Origin of the sequence: Pseudomonas sp. GL-B-19, assembly GCF_019956415.1 — a bacterium.
Classification (GTDB): Bacteria; Pseudomonadota; Gammaproteobacteria; order Pseudomonadales; family Pseudomonadaceae; genus Aquipseudomonas.
Map to the genome: position 1 here is coordinate 87,634 of NZ_JAHBDK010000011.1, position 17,034 is coordinate 104,667.

A 17,034-nucleotide genomic window follows, 5' to 3' on the forward strand; every position below is an offset into this window, starting at 1 on the left:
ATAAAAAGGGGTCACGGCGGCATTGAGTCGCATGGCACCCGCAAGAGGAACCACTGATGAAATCGAACACGCTCAAGCACGGTTTTTATCCCTTGATGCTGTCCCTGGCCATGGGCTTGGGCAGCGCTCAGGCAGCGCCGGACATGGTGGTGGTGGGTTACGGCGGTGCCGGCCAAAAGGCTCAGGATGTGGCGTTCTTCCAACCATTCAGCGTCGCGGATCACAGCAAGCTTATCCAGAGCGAATACAACGGCGAGATGGCTCGGATCAAAGTGATGGTCGACACCGGCAATGCCGATTGGGACGTGGTGCAGATCGAAGGCCCAGACCTTATGCGCGGGTGCGACGAAGGCATGTACGAGAAACTGGACTGGACCAAACTCGGCCGTGCCGAGCAATTGATTCCCGATGCCGCGCAGGCGTGCGGTTCGGCGGCGCTGGTGTGGAGCGTGGCGATTGCCTACGACACGCAGAAGCTGGCGCAGGCCCCGACGTCATGGGCCGATTTCTGGGACGTACAGAAAATCCCCGGCAAGCGCGGCCTGCGTAAACGTGCGGTGTACAACCTGGAATTCGCCTTGCTGGCCGACGGCGTGAAGGTCGAGGACGTGTATTCCGTACTGAATACGCCGCAGGGTGTCGACCGCGCCTTCGCCAAACTTACCGAACTCAAGCCCTACATCCAGTGGTGGGAAGCCGGCGCGCAACCGGCGCAATGGCTGACGGCCGGAGATGTGGTGATGACCTCCACCTACAGCGGACGTGTGGCCGCAGCTGCGCAAAGCGGTAGTCATCTCGACCTGGTGTGGCCGGGCAGTCTGTATGGCATGGATTATTGGGCGATCATCAAAGGCTCCAAACATGTCGATCAGGCCAAGCGTTTTATCGCCTTCGCCAATCAGCCGGATGCACAGGTCAAGTATGTGGAGCAAATCCCTTACGGTCCGACCAATACCGAGGCTGCCGCGAAACTGGACAGTAAACTCGCGCAATGGGTGCCCACCGCGCCGCAAAACCTGAAGGGTGCGCTGTCGATGGACGTGGCGTTCTGGGTTGATCACGGTGAGGAACTTGAAGAACGCTTCAACGCCTGGGCCAGCAAGTAATCGCAAGCGGCTGGACGTCGTAGCGCGTCCAGCCTTACTGTTTCGCCCAGTCGATCAGCCTGGAGACTTAAAAATAATGAACGAGATCGCCACGTTTTCTCAGCGCAGCGCCACCGAGCAACGCCTGCGCGAGGAATTGGCCGCCTGTTACCGATTGATCGCGCACTTTCGCATGACCGATCTGATCTTCACCCACATCTCGGTGCGTCTGCCGGGGCCTGAGCATCACTTCCTGATCAATCCGTATGGGCTGATGTTTGATGAAATCACCGCGTCCAATCTGGTGAAGATCGGCCTGGATGGCCGGGCCGTTGAGCCGTCGCCGTATCCGGTGAATCCGGCGGGGTTTGTGATTCACAGCGCTATTCACGGGGCTCGTGAGGACGCGCAATGCGTGCTGCACACCCACACCAAATCCGGTTGTGCAGTCGCTGCGTTGAAGTGCGGGTTGCTGCCGGTGAATCAGATCTCGATGGAGTTCTATGGCCGGGTTGCTTACCACGACTATGAAGGCGTGGCGCTGGACATGAGTGAGCAGCAGCGTCTGGTTCAAGACCTCGGTGACAAACCGGTGTTGATGCTGCGCAACCACGGTTTGCTGACCGTGGGTGACACCGTCAGCCAGGCCTTTTTGCGCATGTACTACCTGGAAAAAGCCTGCGAAATCCAGCTTGCCGCGCAAGCGGCCGGTGAATTGGTTTTGCCGCCGGCGCAGGTTTGTGAACACACCGAACGTCAGTTCAACGACCCTGGCCGGCCGCTGGACGAAGGCGAGTTGAGCGACCCGGATGCTATGCAATTGGCGTGGGCTGCGATGCTGCGCCTGCTTGATCGGGTGGCGCCGGGTTATCGGGATTGACCTTTGGCTCTGTACTGGGTGGGCTGGCCCCATCGCGAGCAGGCTCACTCCCACAGGGTTTTGTGTGTCGGGCATCCATAGCCGGTTTACACAGATCAAATGTAGGAGTGAGCCTGCTCGCGATGGGCGCGACACGGTCTCAGAGCCATGCAACCGACTAGAGACTTGCCACCCTCTTGCTGTACAGTCGTTCAGCGCGCGGATTAACCCACCGCGTCCCTAACGATTGATCCACGGAGAGTGTCGCGCATGAGTCAGGAAGCCCGTTTTTCCCGCATGGAGCCGGAGTTGCGCAAGGCCAATCTGATCGAGGCGACGCTGGTGTGCCTCAAGCGCCATGGCTTCCAGGGCGCCTCGATCCGTAAGATTTCCGCCGAGGCGGGCGTCTCGGTCGGGCTGATCAGCCATCACTATTCCGGCAAGGATGAACTGGTGGCCGAGGCCTACCGGGCGATTACCGGCCGCGTCATGAGCTTGCTGCGCGACGCCATGGCACACGCGGCACCCAACGCCCGCGAGCGTCTGTCGGCGTTCTTCCGCGGCTCGTTTTCCGCCGAATTGCTCGATCCGCAATTGATCGATGCCTGGTTGGCGTTCTGGGGCGCGGTACGCACGGCGGAGTCGATCAATCTTGCGCACGAGCATTCCTATGGCGAGTACCGCGGCATTTTGCGCAAGGTACTGACCGAATTAGCGCAGGAAGAAAGCTGGGAAAATTTCGACGCCGATCTGGCCGCCATCAGCCTCAGCGCATTGCTCGACGGCTTGTGGCTGGAGTCGGGGCTCAATCCCGGCACGTTCACGCCGGAGCAGGGCATCCAGATTTGCGAGGCCTGGGTCGACGGATTGCAGGCCGGTGGTCGCCAACGGTTTTGCGTCCAGACGACGGGTTGTTGATCGGTCGTTCAGCTGTCGATACTCTCTGGCGCCAATGCAACAAAACACTCTAATAAGAAATACGCCTTCGGGCATACGCGGGACACCATGCGATGACTCCTCGGGTATTGATCGTCGACGACGATCCGCTGATACGCGAACTGCTGCAGGCCTACTTGTCCCAAGAGGGTTATGAGGTGCATTGCGCCGCCACGGCGGAGCTGGCCGAAACTTTCCTGGCGAGCCAGACGGTCGATCTGGTAATGCTCGATATCCGCCTGCCGGGCAAGGACGGCCTGACCCTGACCCGGGAGCTGCGGGTGCGCTCGGAAGTCGGGATCATTCTGATCACCGGGCGCAACGACGAAATCGACCGCATCGTCGGCCTTGAATGCGGCGCGGATGACTATGTGATCAAACCGCTCAACCCGCGCGAACTGGTGTCGCGGGCAAAAAACCTGATACGCCGGGTTCGTCATGCGCAAATCCCTCAACCAGTGGCGGCCATCGCCAAACCGGTCAAACAATTCGCCACCTGGGCGCTGGACACGGACCGCCGACGGTTGATCGACCAGACGGGCAGCGAAACCCTGCTGACCCACGGCGAATACCAGTTGCTCAGCGTGTTTTTGCGCAACAGTGGCCACACCTTGAGCCGCGATCAACTGATGGACCAGATCCGCAATCGCGAATGGGTGCCTAACGACCGCTCCATCGACGTGCTGGTCGGACGCTTGCGCCGCAAGTTGCATGATGACCCGGCCGAGCCGCAGTTGATCATTACCATTCACGGCGCCGGTTACCTGTTTACCGCCAGCGTGGCGGCCTGAGCCCGATGTTGCGTGTGCTTGGCCTGCTGTGGGCACTGGCCGCGAACAGCGCGATGGCGGTGGAAACAGTTCGCTACTGCGACTATCCGGTGTACCCGCCGATCTCCTGGAGTGACGGCAAACACGTGCGCGGCCTGGCCCCGAGTGTGGTGAAAAACCTTTTTGGGCGACTGGGCTACGACGTCGACATCATCGTGCTGGGTAACTGGAAACGCTGCCTGCTCGACGCCGCCGAAGGCCGGGTCGATGTGGTGTTGGCCTACAGCACCGCGCAACGTGAACAGAGCATGGTTTTTTCGACGGTGCCGGTGTTGCGTGAGGAGGTTGCGTTGTTCATCAATCGTCAGCACCCGGTGAAATTCGAGCGTCTGGAGGACCTGGCAAATTACCGTGGCGGGTTGTTGTTCGGTGAAAGTTACGGCGTGGATTTCGACCGTTTGGTCGCCCAACACCAGAACATCGAATGGGTTTCTGACAGTGGCCAGAACTTCGGCAAACTGATTCGCGGGCGAATTGATTTCATCACCTCGGAACGGCGCACCGGGCAGCTTTACGTCGAGAATCTGCCGGGCGCGAAAGACATCGTCGCGCTGCCCAATGCCTTGAGCGTCGACTATTTGCGGGTGGCTGTGTCGCGCAAGTCGCCGTTGGCCAAGCGCATGCCGGACATCGATGAGCAACTGAAACGCATGGTCGATACCGGGGAGGTCGAGCGTTTGTTGAATGAAAGCGAAGTCACCTACCGCGACATGATCAACCTGCCGGCGAATTCCAAATGATCCGCGCCCGGCCCGGTGGACTGTTGCGGCGTCTGCTGCTGTTCATTCTGTTGTTCAGCCTGTGTTTCACCGTGCTGGCGAGCACCGTGCAGCTGTACTTCGAGTACCGCCGCGAAATGCGCGACATTGACTCACGCATGGAGCTGATTCGTGCCGGTTATCTGGCCAGTCTGGAGCGCAGTCTTTGGGACTTGAACCAGGAACAATTGAACGTGCAGCTGCGGGGGCTGGTGGACTTTTCCGACGTGGCGCGGGTACACCTGACCAGCCCCGATTTTGATCTACTGCAAGGCAATCCCGAACCGATCGGGCCATTACGCATCGAGCGTTTTGAACTGGATTATCAACCGCCGACCGGGCCTTCCCGGCACTTGGGTCAGTTAGAAGTCAGCACCGATCTGGGTGCGGTGCATCAGCGCCTGTACGCCACCGGTTTGACCAGCCTGTTGTGGATGAGCGTGTTCCTTTGCGGTCTGGCGGTGGCGTTGTCGGGGCTGTTTTACCGCTTGGTCACCCGTCACCTGCAAGTCATGGCCGAATTTGCCCGGCGCATCGCCGCCGGTGACTGGCACGAGCCCTTGCACCTGGACAAGCGTCGGCATACCCACGAAGACGAAATCGACACCGTGGCCCACGCGCTGGACGATATGCGTCGGGCGATTCTCAGTGACATTGACCGCCGCGAAACCGATCGGCTGGCCCTGCAAGACAATCGCGATGAACTGCTCAGGCTGGTCGAGCGCCGCACCGCCAGCCTGATGCGCGCCAAGGACGAAGCCGAGGCCGCCAACCTCGCCAAGTCGCGCTTTCTGGCGACCATGAGCCACGAGTTGCGCACCCCGCTCAACGGGATTCTCGGCATGGCCGAGTTGCTGCGCGGCGCACGTCTGGATGAGCTCGACGGCAAACGGCTGGATGCGCTGTACAAGGCCGGGGAAGGGTTGCTGTCGATTCTCAACGAGGTGTTGTATTTCGCCCGATTGGAGGAGGGCGTCAGTCATCCGGAACCGGTCGATTTCTCGATCCGGCAACTGCTCGACGAGGTGTTGACCCTGCTGGAACCGCGCGCGTTGAGCAACGACACAACGCTGCATTGCCGATTCGATCCGCAGGTTGCCGACCGGCACCACGGCGCCGAGCAATTCTTGCGTCAGGTGTTGAGCAACTTGCTGGCCAACGCGATCAAGTTCACCGAAGGTGGAAAGGTTGAGGTCGAGGTTGCGCTGCTGGCCCAAGTTCCGGGACAGAGCGGGCAACGCTTGCGCGTAAGCGTCACGGACAACGGCATCGGCATCGCCCCGGCCTTGCAGGAAAAGATTTTTGAGCGCTTTACCCAGGCCAGCGAAGAGGTGGCGCAACGCTTTGGCGGAACCGGGCTCGGGCTGGCGATCAGCAAGCATCTGGTCGAACAATTGGGCGGACGGATCGGTGTCGAAAGCGAAGTCGGGCGGGGCAGTTGTTTCTGGTTCGAGCTGACGTTGCAGGCGTCTACCGGCATTACAGTTGTGGTGCAGAATAGCGAAACCGTGCGGGCACTGAATATTCTGGTGGTCGAGGATGTGGCGCTGAACCGTGAAGTGGTCAGCGGCTTGTTGCAGCGCGACGGGCATCAGGTTTGGCTCGCCGAAGAAGGAGAGCAGGCGCTGGTGCAATGTGCCGGGCAGACGTTCGATTTGATCCTGCTTGATGTGCACCTGCCGGGCATCAGCGGCGTCGAGCTGTGCAAACTGATTCGCCACAACGCAGGTCCGAACCGTCACACCCGGATTTTTGCCCTGACCGCCAGCGTGCAGCCGGCCTTGATGCGCGGTTATCTGGAGGCCGGGATGGATGGCATTCTCGCCAAGCCGCTGAAGCTCGAAAACCTGCGACAAGCGCTGGCTGGGCAATTGCCGGTATCTGCGCCGCAGCCTGTTGACGAGGCGATGGATTGGCCGTTGCTGGACACCCATCGCACCTTACTCGGTGAACAGAAACTTCAGGGCTTGCTGGCGGTGTTGCGCGATTCGATCAGTCAGCATCGCGAAGCACTGACCGAAGCCATCGAGGCCGACGACTGCACCGAAGTCGCGCACCTGGCGCATCGCCTGGCTGGCAGCAGCGACTCATTGGGATTTCGCGCTTTGGCCAATGTGCTGCGCGCTTTGGAAGAGGCCGCGATGGTCAACGACGAGTCGGCATTGCGGGCGTTGGCGCCCAAGGTTCATGCGCAACTGCAGCGTTCGCAACAGACGCTGGCTGAGTTGCTGCACCGCTGACGTACAAGTTTGTTACGACTTTTTACAACTTCGATCTTTACGGTCAACGGGACCTTACATGGGCTTCCAATAATCGACGCAACCGCCACAGCGCGGTCTTCGAAGCTTATTGGAGATAATAATAATGAACTGCCGTAAAGCTGATCTTTCCCCGCGCCATGCCGCGCACCTTGCTGATAATTGAGGTGTGGACATGAGCAAATCTACCGAAACCAAAGGCATCCAACTGACCCGCGCCCTGAAAAGCCGGCACATTTTCATGCTGTCGCTAGGCGGCGTGATTGGCACCGGGCTGTTCATGGGCTCTGGCGTGACCATCAATCAGGGCGGCCCGGTGGGAGCGATTCTGGCGTATCTGGTTGCCGGTTTCCTGATGTACCTGGTCATGGTGTGCCTGGGCGAGTTGTCCGTACAAATGCCGGTGTCCGGCTCGTTTCAAACCCACGCGACCAAATTCATCGGGCCGGCCACCGGTTTCATGATCGGCTGGGTGTACTGGATGAGCTGGGCGACCACCGTGGGGCTGGAGTTCACGGCGGCGGGCATGTTGATGACGCGCTGGTTTCCTACGGTGCCGATCTGGTACTGGTCGGCGTTGTTCGTGGTGGTGCTGTTCGGTTTGAACGCACTGGCGACCCGCGCCTTCGGTGAAGCGGAATACTGGTTCTCCGGGATCAAGGTCGCGGCGATTCTTGGCTTCATCGTGGTCGGCGTGCTGGTGATCTTTGGAGCAATCCCGCTGACCAGCGGTGCACCGGCACCGATGATGAGTAACCTTATAGGCGACTCACTGTTCCCCAACGGCCTGTCGGCGGTGTTCGCGGTGATGATGACCGTGGTCTACGCCTTCCAGGGCTGCGAGATCATGGGCGTGGCCGCCGGCGAAACTGATCAACCGGAAAAAAGCATCCCGCGTGCGGTGCGCAACGTGGTGTTTCGCGTGTTGATTTTCTATGTGCTGGCGATTGTGGTGCTGTCGGCAATCGTGCCGTGGCAGCAAGCCGGTTTGATGGAAAGTCCGTTCGTACAGGTGTTCGACATGGTCGGCATTCCGTACGCCGCTGACCTGATGAACTTCGTGATCCTCACGGCGATTCTGTCGGTGGGTAACTCCGGGCTGTACGCCTCGACGCGCATTCTGTGGGCGATGTCGAAGACCGGTATGGCGCCGAAAAGCCTGTCGCCCTTGAGCAAGCGCGGCGTGCCGTTACGAGCGCTAAGCATCACGTTGTGTTTTGCGCTGGTGTCGCTGATGACCAGTTTTGTCGCGGCAGACACGCTGTTCATGGTGCTGATGGCGGTGAGCGGCATGTCGGGCACCGTGACCTGGATTGTGATTGCGCTGGCGCAGTACAAATTCCGCAGGGCGTATCTGCGTGATGGCGGAAAACTCAGTGATTTGAAATACCGCGCGCCGTGGTTTCCGCTGCTGCCACTGACGTGCATTGCGTTGTGCTGCTCGCTGTTTGTGTTTCTGGCGCTGGATGAAACGCAAAGGCCTTCGTTGTACTGGGGCTTTGGGTTTATCGCGCTGTGCTATGGCGCGTACTTCCTGATTCATCGCAAGCGCGAAGCGGTGCTGGCGCCGAGTTTGCCGACCGTTTAAATCTTTGATTCAAAGCGCATTCCCTGTGGGAGCGAGCCTGCTCGCGATAGCGGTGGATCAGTCAACAGAGATGTTGAATGTGATGCCCTCTTCGCGAGCAGGCTCGCTCCCACAGTTGTTTTGCGGTGGGCAAGTGCGTTGTGGTCAGTTGTTCAAAGTTGTAACAGATCTCCTGCGATGAAAGCTCACATAAGAAAATAAACTAATTAAAACAATGACTTATTAGATTTATTTGGCTGTTACAGCCAATTCCATCCCCAATTGCCGCCTTACTGAACACTCGTTTAGTATGGCCTCAAGTCGCATCACCTCAGACCAATCAAAATAATTCGAGGATTCGCATGACTACTCAATCTTCTCTGCTCAGTCAGGTCGAAGCCGGCATTGCCTGGATCACCCTCAATCGCACTGCTCAGCGCAATGCGTTGGACATCCCGACCCTGAAAAACCTCCACGCCTTGTTGGACATTTTTAACGCCGACCCCGCCGTGCGAGTCGTTGTGCTGACCGGCAGCGGTCGCAGCTTCTGTGCCGGTGCCGACCTCGCCGAGTGGGCCGAAGCCGAAGCCCGTGGCGCCCTCGAAACCTACGGCTGGACCGAAACCGCTCACGCCTTGATGAGCCGTTTGTACAGCCTGGACAAACCCACCATCGCGGCCATCAACGGCACCGCCGTCGGCGCGGGGATGGACCTGACGTTGTGCTGCGACCTGCGCATCGCTGCGCAATCGGCGCGCTTCAAGGCAGGCTACACCAGCATGGCCTACTCGCCGGACGCCGGTGCCAGTTGGCATCTGCCACGGCTGATCGGCACCGAACAAGCCAAGCGCCTGCTGTTCCTCGACGAGTTGTGGGGCGCCGATCGCGCCCTGGCTGCCGGCCTGGTCGGCGAAGTCTGCGCCGATGAGCAACTGTTCGACGTCACCACTGAACTCGCTTCGCGCCTGGCCAACGGCCCGACATTCGCGTTTGCCCAGACCAAAAAACTCATGCGTGAAGGCGCCCAACGCAGCCTGCCGGAGCAACTGCAAGCCGAGTTGGCCGCCGGCCTGTTGTGCGGTCGCAGCGAAGACGGCAACGAAGCCCTGCGCGCCTCCATCGAAAAACGTCCGGCCAGTTTTATCGGTCGATAAGCCCCGACACCACATTTAGTACACGAACAACAGGTAGCCCCATGAATTTCCAACTGACCCAAGAACAAGAAATGTTGGTGGACGCGGTACGCAGTTTTGTCGCCAAGGAGCTGCTGCCGCATGAGGAAGCGGTCGACCGTGCCGACGAAGTCTCCCCGGAGCTGGCGGCACAGATTCGCGGCAAGGCCATCGCGGCCGGTTTCTATGCCTTCAACATGCCGGAAGAAGTCGGCGGTGGCGGTCTGGACTACCTGTCCCAGGCGCTGATCGAGCGTGAACTGTCGAAGGTGTCATGGGCGCTGCATGTGTTCGTCGCACGGCCGTCGAAAATCCTCATGGCTTGCACCGGTGATCAAATCAATGACTACCTGTTGCCGTGCATCCAGGGCGAGAAAGTCGACTGCTTTGCGCTGACCGAACCGGGTGCTGGGTCTGACGCCAACGCGATCAAGACCCGCGCCGTACGTGAGGGTGATGACTTCATTCTGAACGGTAGCAAACACTTCATCAGCCATGCAGGTCACGCCGATTTCGCCATCGTCTTCGCGGTCACCGACACCTACGAACACAACGGCCGCAAGCGCAACGCCGTGACCTCGTTCCTGGTCGATCGCAACACGCCGGGCATGACCATCCGCCGTGGTCCGAAGTGCGTGAGCAACCGCGGTTACCACACCTACGAAATGTTTTTCGACGACTGCCGCGTACCTGCTTCCAAAGTGTTGGGTGAAGTCGGCAAGGGTTGGGACGTGGCCAACGCCTGGCTGACCGCCGGGCGTGTCATGGTCGCCGCCAACTGCGTCGGTCAGGCGCAACGCGCGCTGGATGTATCGCTGCAATGGGCGGCGGATCGCAAGCAGTTCGGCCAGCCGATCGGCACCTATCAGGGCATCTCGTTCAAGCTCGCCGACATGGTCACGCAGATCCGCGCGGCTGAACTGCTGACCTTGCACACCGCCTGGAAAATGGACCAGGGCACCATGACCGATGGCGAAGCCGGCATGGCCAAACTGTTCGCCAGTGAAGTGCTCGGCAAAGTGGCCGATGAGGCGGTACAGATTTTCGGTGGCATGGGCCTGATGGATGAATGTCCGGTGGAGCGCATCTGGCGTAACGCGCGGATCGAGCGCGTCTGGGAAGGCACCTCGGAGATCCAGCGCCACATCATTTCCCGCGAATTGCTGCGGCCGCTGTTGCGCTGATCGGCCCGGAGAATATTTATGTCGCAGACGATTCGTGACAATCTCAAACGCCTGCTCGCGCCGCGCCATCTGGCGTTTGTCGGTGGCCGCAGCATGGCTCGCGCACTCAAGCGCTGCGCCGAAGGTGGCTACCTGGGTGAGATGTGGCTGGTCAATCCGCAGCACGACACGCTTGAAGGCGTGCCATGTGTGCACAGCATCGCCGATCTGCCGTGCGGCCCGGACGCGGTGTTTATCGCGACCAACCGCGAGCTGACCCTGACCTGCGTCGCCGAACTGGCGGCCAAGGGCGCAGGCGGAGTGATCTGCTACGCCTCCGGGTTCGCCGAGACCGGCGCCGAAGGCCTGGCCTTGCAGCAACAGTTATTGAAAGCGGCCGGCACCATGGCTTTGCTCGGTCCCAACTGCTACGGCTTGCTCGACTACCTGCACAGCTCCGCGCTGTGGCCGGTGGCCCATGGTGGCAAACCGGTGGAGAAGGGCGTCGCCGTGCTGACCCAGAGCGGCAACTTCGCCTACAACTTGTCGATGAGCGACCGTTCGCTGCCGGTGGCCTACATGGCGTCGGTCGGCAATCAGGCACAATTGGGCATCGCCGAACTGATGGACGTGTTGCTCGATGAGCCGCGCGTCACCGCCATCGGCTTGCACCTCGAAGGCCTGAAAAACGTGCCGGGTTTCGCCCGCGCCGCGCACAAGGCGCTGGAGAAAGGCATCCCGATCATCGCCCTGAAAACCGGCGTGTCGCAGATTGGTGCCGAACTGGCACTCAGTCACACCAGTTCGCTGTCCGGCTCCGATGCGCTGTACGACAGCCTGTTCGCGCGCCTTGGCGTGATCCGCGTCAGTGGCCCGGTGAGTTTTGTTGAAACCCTGAAAGCGGCAGCGTGCGGCAAGTTACCGGCGGGCAACAGCTTGATCGCGCTGGCCTGTTCGGGCGGCGATGCCGGGCTGATTGCCGACTACGCCGAGCGCAATGACTTGAGTCTGCCCAAGCTCGATGAAGGCCAAGTCGGAGAACTGGCGCAGGTGCTGCCAAGCTACGCCAACCTGGTCAATCCGCTGGATTTCACCACGGCGATCTGGGGCGACGGCGAAGCCTTGAACCGCATGCTCGACAGCGCCCTGCGCACTGAAGCCGACGCAGCGATGCTGGTGCTCGATTACCCGGCGCAGTTCACCGGCGAACGCAAGGAATGCGACCTGCTGCTGGAGTTGTTTTGTGCCGCGCTGGTCCGCCACGGCAAGACCGGTTTCGTCACCTCGGCGTTTCCGGAACTGCTGCCGGCCCATGCTCGTGAACGTCTGCATGCGCAGGGCGTGGCGGCGTTGCAAGGGGTGGAGGATGGCTTGGCGGCGTGGGGCCGGATCGCCGGTTATCAGCGCAATCGTCAGGCGCTGCTGGCGCTCGGTGAATCGGCGCTGGTGCCGTTGTGCCCGCAGGCGCTAGAAGGTGATGGTCACTTGCTCAACGAGTGGGATTCCAAAAGCGCATTGCGAGCCTTTGGCCTGCCGACGCCCAACGGCGTATTGAGTACGCCGGATAAAGCACTGAGTGACGCCAACGCGCTGGGTTATCCGCTGGTGCTCAAAGCAGTCAGCGCGCATCTGCCACACAAAACTGAAGCTGGCGCCGTGGCGCTGAACCTCAAGGACGCCACTGCCCTGAGCGCCGCGCTGGAAAAAATGCGCGCAAGTATTGCCGAGTACGCGCCGCAAGTTCCGTTCGATCAAGTGCTGCTGGAGCCGATGGCTAAACCGCCCTTGGCTGAATTGATCGTCGGCATCAAGCGTGAAAACGACTTCGGCCTGGCCCTGGTCATCGGCGCGGGCGGGATTCTGGTGGAGTTGCTCAAGGACAGTCGCAGCCTGCTGCTGCCGACCACCGACGGCGCCATTCGCAAGGCGGTATTGAGCCTGCGCAGTGCGGCGTTGCTGCAAGGTTTTCGCGGACGCGAAGCGGCGGATCTGGATTCGCTGGTCGCGGCGATCCGTGCGGTGGCCGATTACGCCTGCGAAAACGCCGCGCAGTTGCTGGAACTCGATGTGAACCCATTGTTGGTCGGTGCCGCCGGCACGACTGCGGTCGACGCGTTGATTCGCCTCGGCCACGAATGAGGAATTGAATATGCAAACCACAACATTGACCGGCGGCCAGGCTCTGGTACGTCTGCTGGCCAACTACGGCGTCGACACCGTATTCGGGATTCCCGGCGTACACACGCTGGAGTTGTATCGCGGTCTGCCCGGCAGCGGCATTCGCCACGTCCTGACTCGTCACGAGCAAGGCGCCAGTTTCATGGCCGACGGCTATGCGCGGGTCAGTGGCAAACCGGGCGTGTGCTTCATCATCACCGGCCCCGGCGTGACCAATGCCGCGACCGGTATCGGCCAGGCATATGCCGACTCGATTCCGATGCTGGTGATTTCCAGCGTCAACCACACCGCCAGCCTCGGCAAAGGGTGGGGCTGCCTGCACGAAACCCAGGACCAGCGCTCGATCACCGCGCCGATCACCGCCTTCTCGGCGGTCGCATTAAGCGCCGAAGACCTGCCCGAGTTGATCGCCCGTGCTTACGCGGTGTTCGACAGCGAACGTCCGCGTCCGGTGCACATCTCGGTGCCACTGGACGTGCTGTCCGCAAAAATCACCCGTGACTGGAGCAACGACGTCGTGCGCCGTCCCGGGCGCGGCGCCGCGTCAACCACGGCATTGGAGGAGGCCGTAGCCAAACTGCAAAACGCCAAGCGGCCGATGATCATTGCCGGTGGCGGTGCGTTGAATGCGCAGCAATCACTGCAAGACCTCAGTACCCGACTCGCTGCACCACTGTTCACCAGTGTTGCCGGTAAAGGCTTGCTGCCGCCGGATGCACCGCTGAACGCCGGCTCGACTTTGTGCGTGGAACCCGGCTGGAACCTGATCGCCGAAGCCGACGTGGTGCTGGCGGTTGGTACCGAAATGGCCGACACCGATTTCTGGCGCGAACGTTTGCCGCTGAATGCCGAACTGCTGCGCGTAGACATTGACCCGCGCAAGTTCAACGACTTCTACCCGTGTGCGGTGGCGTTGCACGGCGATGCGCAGCAAACCCTCGCCGTGTTGTTGGAGCGTCTGCCGTCCACCGCGCGCGATGCCAGCGTGGCGATTGCTGCCGTCGCGGCTTTGCGTGACGCAGTGAAGGCAAGCCATGGCCCGTTACAGTCGATCCACCAGGCAATTCTCGACCGTATCGCCGCCGAGTTGCCGGAGGATGCGTTCATCAGCACTGACATGACCCAACTGGCCTACACCGGCAACTACGCCTTCAACAGCCTGGCGCCACGCAGTTGGTTGCACCCCACCGGTTACGGCACCTTGGGCTACGGCTTGCCGGCGGGCATCGGTGCCAAGTTCGGCGCGCCGCAGCGGCCAGGTCTGGTGTTGGTCGGCGACGGCGGTTTTCTCTACACCGCGCAAGAGCTGGCGACCGCCGTCGAAGAACTCGACAGCCCGCTGGTGGTGCTGCTGTGGAACAACGACGCGCTGGGACAGATCCGCGACGACATGCTTGGGCTCGACATCGAACCGATTGGCGTACTGCCGCGCAACCCGGATTTCGCCGCCCTTGGCCGCGCGTTCGGTTGCACCGTGAACCAGCCGCAAAGTCTGGCCGAGCTGCAAACCGATCTGCGTCACGGTTTCAAGCGTAACGGCGTGACCTTGATCGAACTCAAGCACGCGTGCGCGCACTGATTTTCATTTTCTGGCAGAGGTATCGCCATGCGCTTTTCCGATCTGACTCAACGTATCGCCGGTGACGGCGCCGCCGCGTGGGACATTCATTACCGCGCACTCGCGCTGCAAGAGCAGGGTGAAGACATTCTGCTGCTGTCGGTAGGCGACCCGGATTTCGACACGCCTATGCCGATTGTGCAGGCCGCCATCGACAGCCTGTTGTCCGGCAACACGCACTACGCTGACGTGCGTGGCAAACGCGCCCTGCGTGAAAGCGTCGCCAAACACTACGGACGCCGCAGCGGCCAGCAGGTCTCGGCCGATCAGGTCATCGTGCTCGCCGGCGCGCAATGCGCGTTGTTCAGCGTTGCCCAATGCGTACTCAACCCCGGCGATGAAGTGATCGTCGCCGAGCCGATGTACGTGACCTATGAAGCAGTGTTTGGTGCCTGTGGCGCGGTGGTGGTGCCGGTGCCGGTGCGCCCCGAAAACGGTTTCCGCGTGCTGCCTGAAGACGTCGCCGCCCGCATCACACCGCGCACTCGGGCACTGGCGTTGAACAGCCCGCACAACCCATCCGGCGCCAGTTTGTCGCGCGCCACCTGGCAAGCGTTGGCCGACCTGTGCATCACCCACGACCTGTGGCTGATTTCCGATGAGGTCTACAGCGAGTTGCTATTCGACGGTGAGCACGTCAGTCCGGCGAGTTTGCCGGGCATGGCCGAGCGCACCGCGACGCTCAACAGCTTGTCGAAATCCCACGCCATGACCGGCTGGCGAATCGGCTGGGCGATAGCACCACCAGCCCTTGCTGCGCACCTGGAAAACCTCGCGCTGTGCATGCTCTACGGCTTGCCGGATTTCGTGCAGGACGCCGCCGTCGTCGCCCTCGAAAGCAACTTGCCAGAACTGGAAGCGATGCGCGAAGCCTATCGCCAACGCCGCGATCTGGTTTGCGAATGCCTGGCCGATTGTCCCGGCGTGCGTGCCTTGAAACCCGATGGCGGGATGTTCGTGATGGTCGATATCCGCGACACCGGGCTCAGCGCCCAGGCATTTGCCGACCGCTTGCTCGACCGCCATGGCGTCTCGGTGCTGGCCGGTGAAGCGTTCGGCCCGAGCGCCGCCGGGCACATTCGCCTGGGGCTGGTGTTGGACGCGCAACCATTGCGTGACGCTTGCCAGCGCATCACCCGTTGCGCCACTGAACTGATGGAAGCTCACGTCTATGCATAACCACACAACGCTGTTTATCGATGGCCGCTGGCAAACCCCATCGGGGCAGGGCATCGCCGAGGTGATCAACCCGGCCACTGAAGAGATCGCAGGCACGGTGCCGCTGGGCAATGAGCGCGATGTCGACAACGCGGTGGCCGCCGCACGCAAGGCGTTCAGTTCATGGTCGCGCACGCCGTCGAGTGTGCGTGCCGGTTACATCCGCGCCCTCGCCGAGCAGTTGCGCGCACGGGCCGACGAGATGGCATCCGTCATCACCGCTGAGTTGGGCATGCCGGTGCAATGGTGCCGCTCGGTGCAGGTCGACGGCCCGATCATCGGGCTGGAGCAATACGTCGAACTCGCAGGCCTGATGGACGAAGTCCGCGAGGTCGGCAACTCGCTGGTGATACGTGAAGCGGTGGGCGTATGCGCCTTCATCAACCCGTGGAACTACCCGTTGCATCAACTGATCGGCAAGCTCGCCCCGGCGCTGGCCGCTGGTTGCACCGTGGTGGTCAAACCCAGTCAGGAAACCCCGCTGCACGCCTTTTTTCTGGCGCAGATGATCGAGTCCATCGGCTTGCCGGCCGGTGTGTTCAACCTCGTCAGCGGGCCGGGTTCGAAGGTAGGTGAAGCGCTGGCCAAACACCCGGACGTGGACATGGTGTCGTTCACCGGTTCCACCGGCGCCGGGGTTCGTGTGGCGCAAGCGGCCGCGCCATCGGTGAAACGGGTGTGTCTGGAACTGGGCGGCAAGTCGCCGCTGCTGATTGCCGAAGACGCGGATCTTGCTGCCGCTGTGCGCTACGGCGTGCAGGACGTGATGATCAACTCCGGGCAGACCTGCACGGCGCTGACCCGCATGCTGCTGCCGGCCAGTCGTTACTCCGAAGCGGTGGAACTGGCCATCGCCGAAACCCAGAGCTTGCGCATGGGCGATCCGCTGGACCCGCAGAGTTTCCTCGGGCCGATGTGTTCGGCGGCGCAACGGCGCACCGTGCGTGATTACATCCAGGTCGGCCAGCAGGAAGGCGCACGGCTGGTCTGCGGCGGCGACACGGCTGGCGAATTCGAGCGTGGTTTCTACGTCAGCCCGACGCTGTTCGCCGACGTCGACAACCGTATGCGCATCGCCCAGGAAGAAATCTTCGGCCCGGTGCTGTGCCTGATTCCTTACGCCGATGAAGCGCAGGCAATTCAAATCGCCAACGCTTCGCCGTTCGGCTTGTCCAGCGGTGTCTGGGCCGGCAGCCCTGAGCGCGCCTTGCATCTGGGGCGGCAGTTGCGTGCCGGGCAGTGTTTCCTCAACGGAGCGGCGTTCAATTATCAGGCGCCGTTCGGTGGCTACAAACAATCGGGCAATGGTCGGGAGTGGGGCGAAGAAGGACTCAACGAGTTCGTTGAAGTGAAGGCGATTCAGGTGTGACCGTTGACGATTCAATTGATCTG

General features: G+C 61.2%; 13 protein-coding genes. All 13 read left to right on the forward strand.

Features of this window, described 5'->3' with window-relative positions; genetic code table 11:
- Window positions 1-56 precede the first annotated feature (56 nt).
- The 13 genes from KGB06_RS01325 to KGB06_RS01385 all read left to right on the forward strand — a co-directional run bounded on the left by KGB06_RS01325 (window position 57) and on the right by KGB06_RS01385 (window position 17,011).
- Entirely contained in the window at window positions 57-1,106 is a 1,050-nt protein-coding gene (locus KGB06_RS01325; protein WP_223511367.1) for an ABC transporter substrate-binding protein, read from the forward strand.
- Window positions 1,107-1,182: 76 nt separating this feature from the next.
- Entirely contained in the window at window positions 1,183-1,965 is a 783-nt protein-coding gene (locus KGB06_RS01330; protein ID WP_223511369.1) for a class II aldolase/adducin family protein, read from the forward strand.
- A 249-nt stretch (window positions 1,966-2,214) separates the two neighbouring features.
- Window positions 2,215-2,862 carry a TetR family transcriptional regulator C-terminal domain-containing protein gene (locus tag KGB06_RS01335; RefSeq protein ID WP_046029566.1) on the forward strand — a complete coding sequence of 216 codons (648 nt, stop codon included), beginning with the start codon at window positions 2,215-2,217 and terminating at the stop codon, window positions 2,860-2,862.
- 92 nt (window positions 2,863-2,954) lie between these two features.
- The gene (locus KGB06_RS01340) at window positions 2,955-3,671 is read left to right on the forward strand and encodes a response regulator (RefSeq protein ID WP_223511371.1); all 717 of its coding nucleotides are present in this window, start codon (window positions 2,955-2,957) and stop codon (window positions 3,669-3,671) included.
- Window positions 3,672-3,676: 5 nt separating this feature from the next.
- The gene (locus tag KGB06_RS01345) at window positions 3,677-4,450 is read left to right on the forward strand and encodes a substrate-binding periplasmic protein (protein WP_223511373.1); all 774 of its coding nucleotides are present in this window, start codon (window positions 3,677-3,679) and stop codon (window positions 4,448-4,450) included.
- A complete protein-coding gene (locus KGB06_RS01350) occupies window positions 4,447-6,708 on the forward strand; it encodes an ATP-binding protein (RefSeq protein ID WP_223511375.1) in 2,262 nt (753 codons plus the stop codon). Before KGB06_RS01345 ends, KGB06_RS01350 begins: the two co-directional genes overlap by 4 nt.
- A gap of 193 nt (window positions 6,709-6,901) precedes the next feature.
- Window positions 6,902-8,314: an amino acid permease gene (locus KGB06_RS01355; RefSeq protein WP_223511377.1), complete on the forward strand. Its 1,413-nt coding sequence runs from the start codon at window positions 6,902-6,904 to the stop codon at window positions 8,312-8,314.
- A gap of 341 nt (window positions 8,315-8,655) precedes the next feature.
- Window positions 8,656-9,447, forward strand: coding sequence for an enoyl-CoA hydratase/isomerase family protein (locus KGB06_RS01360; RefSeq protein WP_223511378.1), 792 nt, complete (start codon window positions 8,656-8,658; stop codon window positions 9,445-9,447).
- Between the two features lie 41 nt (window positions 9,448-9,488).
- A complete protein-coding gene (locus KGB06_RS01365; protein ID WP_223511380.1) occupies window positions 9,489-10,649 on the forward strand; it encodes an acyl-CoA dehydrogenase family protein in 1,161 nt (386 codons plus the stop codon).
- Window positions 10,650-10,667: 18 nt separating this feature from the next.
- Window positions 10,668-12,767 carry an acetate--CoA ligase family protein gene (locus KGB06_RS01370; RefSeq protein ID WP_223511383.1) on the forward strand — a complete coding sequence of 700 codons (2,100 nt, stop codon included), beginning with the start codon at window positions 10,668-10,670 and terminating at the stop codon, window positions 12,765-12,767.
- A 10-nt stretch (window positions 12,768-12,777) separates the two neighbouring features.
- On the forward strand, window positions 12,778-14,385 hold the full coding sequence (locus tag KGB06_RS01375; RefSeq protein WP_223511384.1) for a 5-guanidino-2-oxopentanoate decarboxylase: 1,608 nt from the start codon (window positions 12,778-12,780) through the stop codon (window positions 14,383-14,385).
- Window positions 14,386-14,412: 27 nt separating this feature from the next.
- On the forward strand, window positions 14,413-15,603 hold the full coding sequence (locus KGB06_RS01380) for a pyridoxal phosphate-dependent aminotransferase (RefSeq protein WP_223511385.1): 1,191 nt from the start codon (window positions 14,413-14,415) through the stop codon (window positions 15,601-15,603).
- Entirely contained in the window at window positions 15,596-17,011 is a 1,416-nt protein-coding gene (locus tag KGB06_RS01385) for an aldehyde dehydrogenase family protein (RefSeq protein ID WP_223511386.1), read from the forward strand. Before KGB06_RS01380 ends, KGB06_RS01385 begins: the two co-directional genes overlap by 8 nt.
- Window positions 17,012-17,034 lie beyond the last annotated feature (23 nt).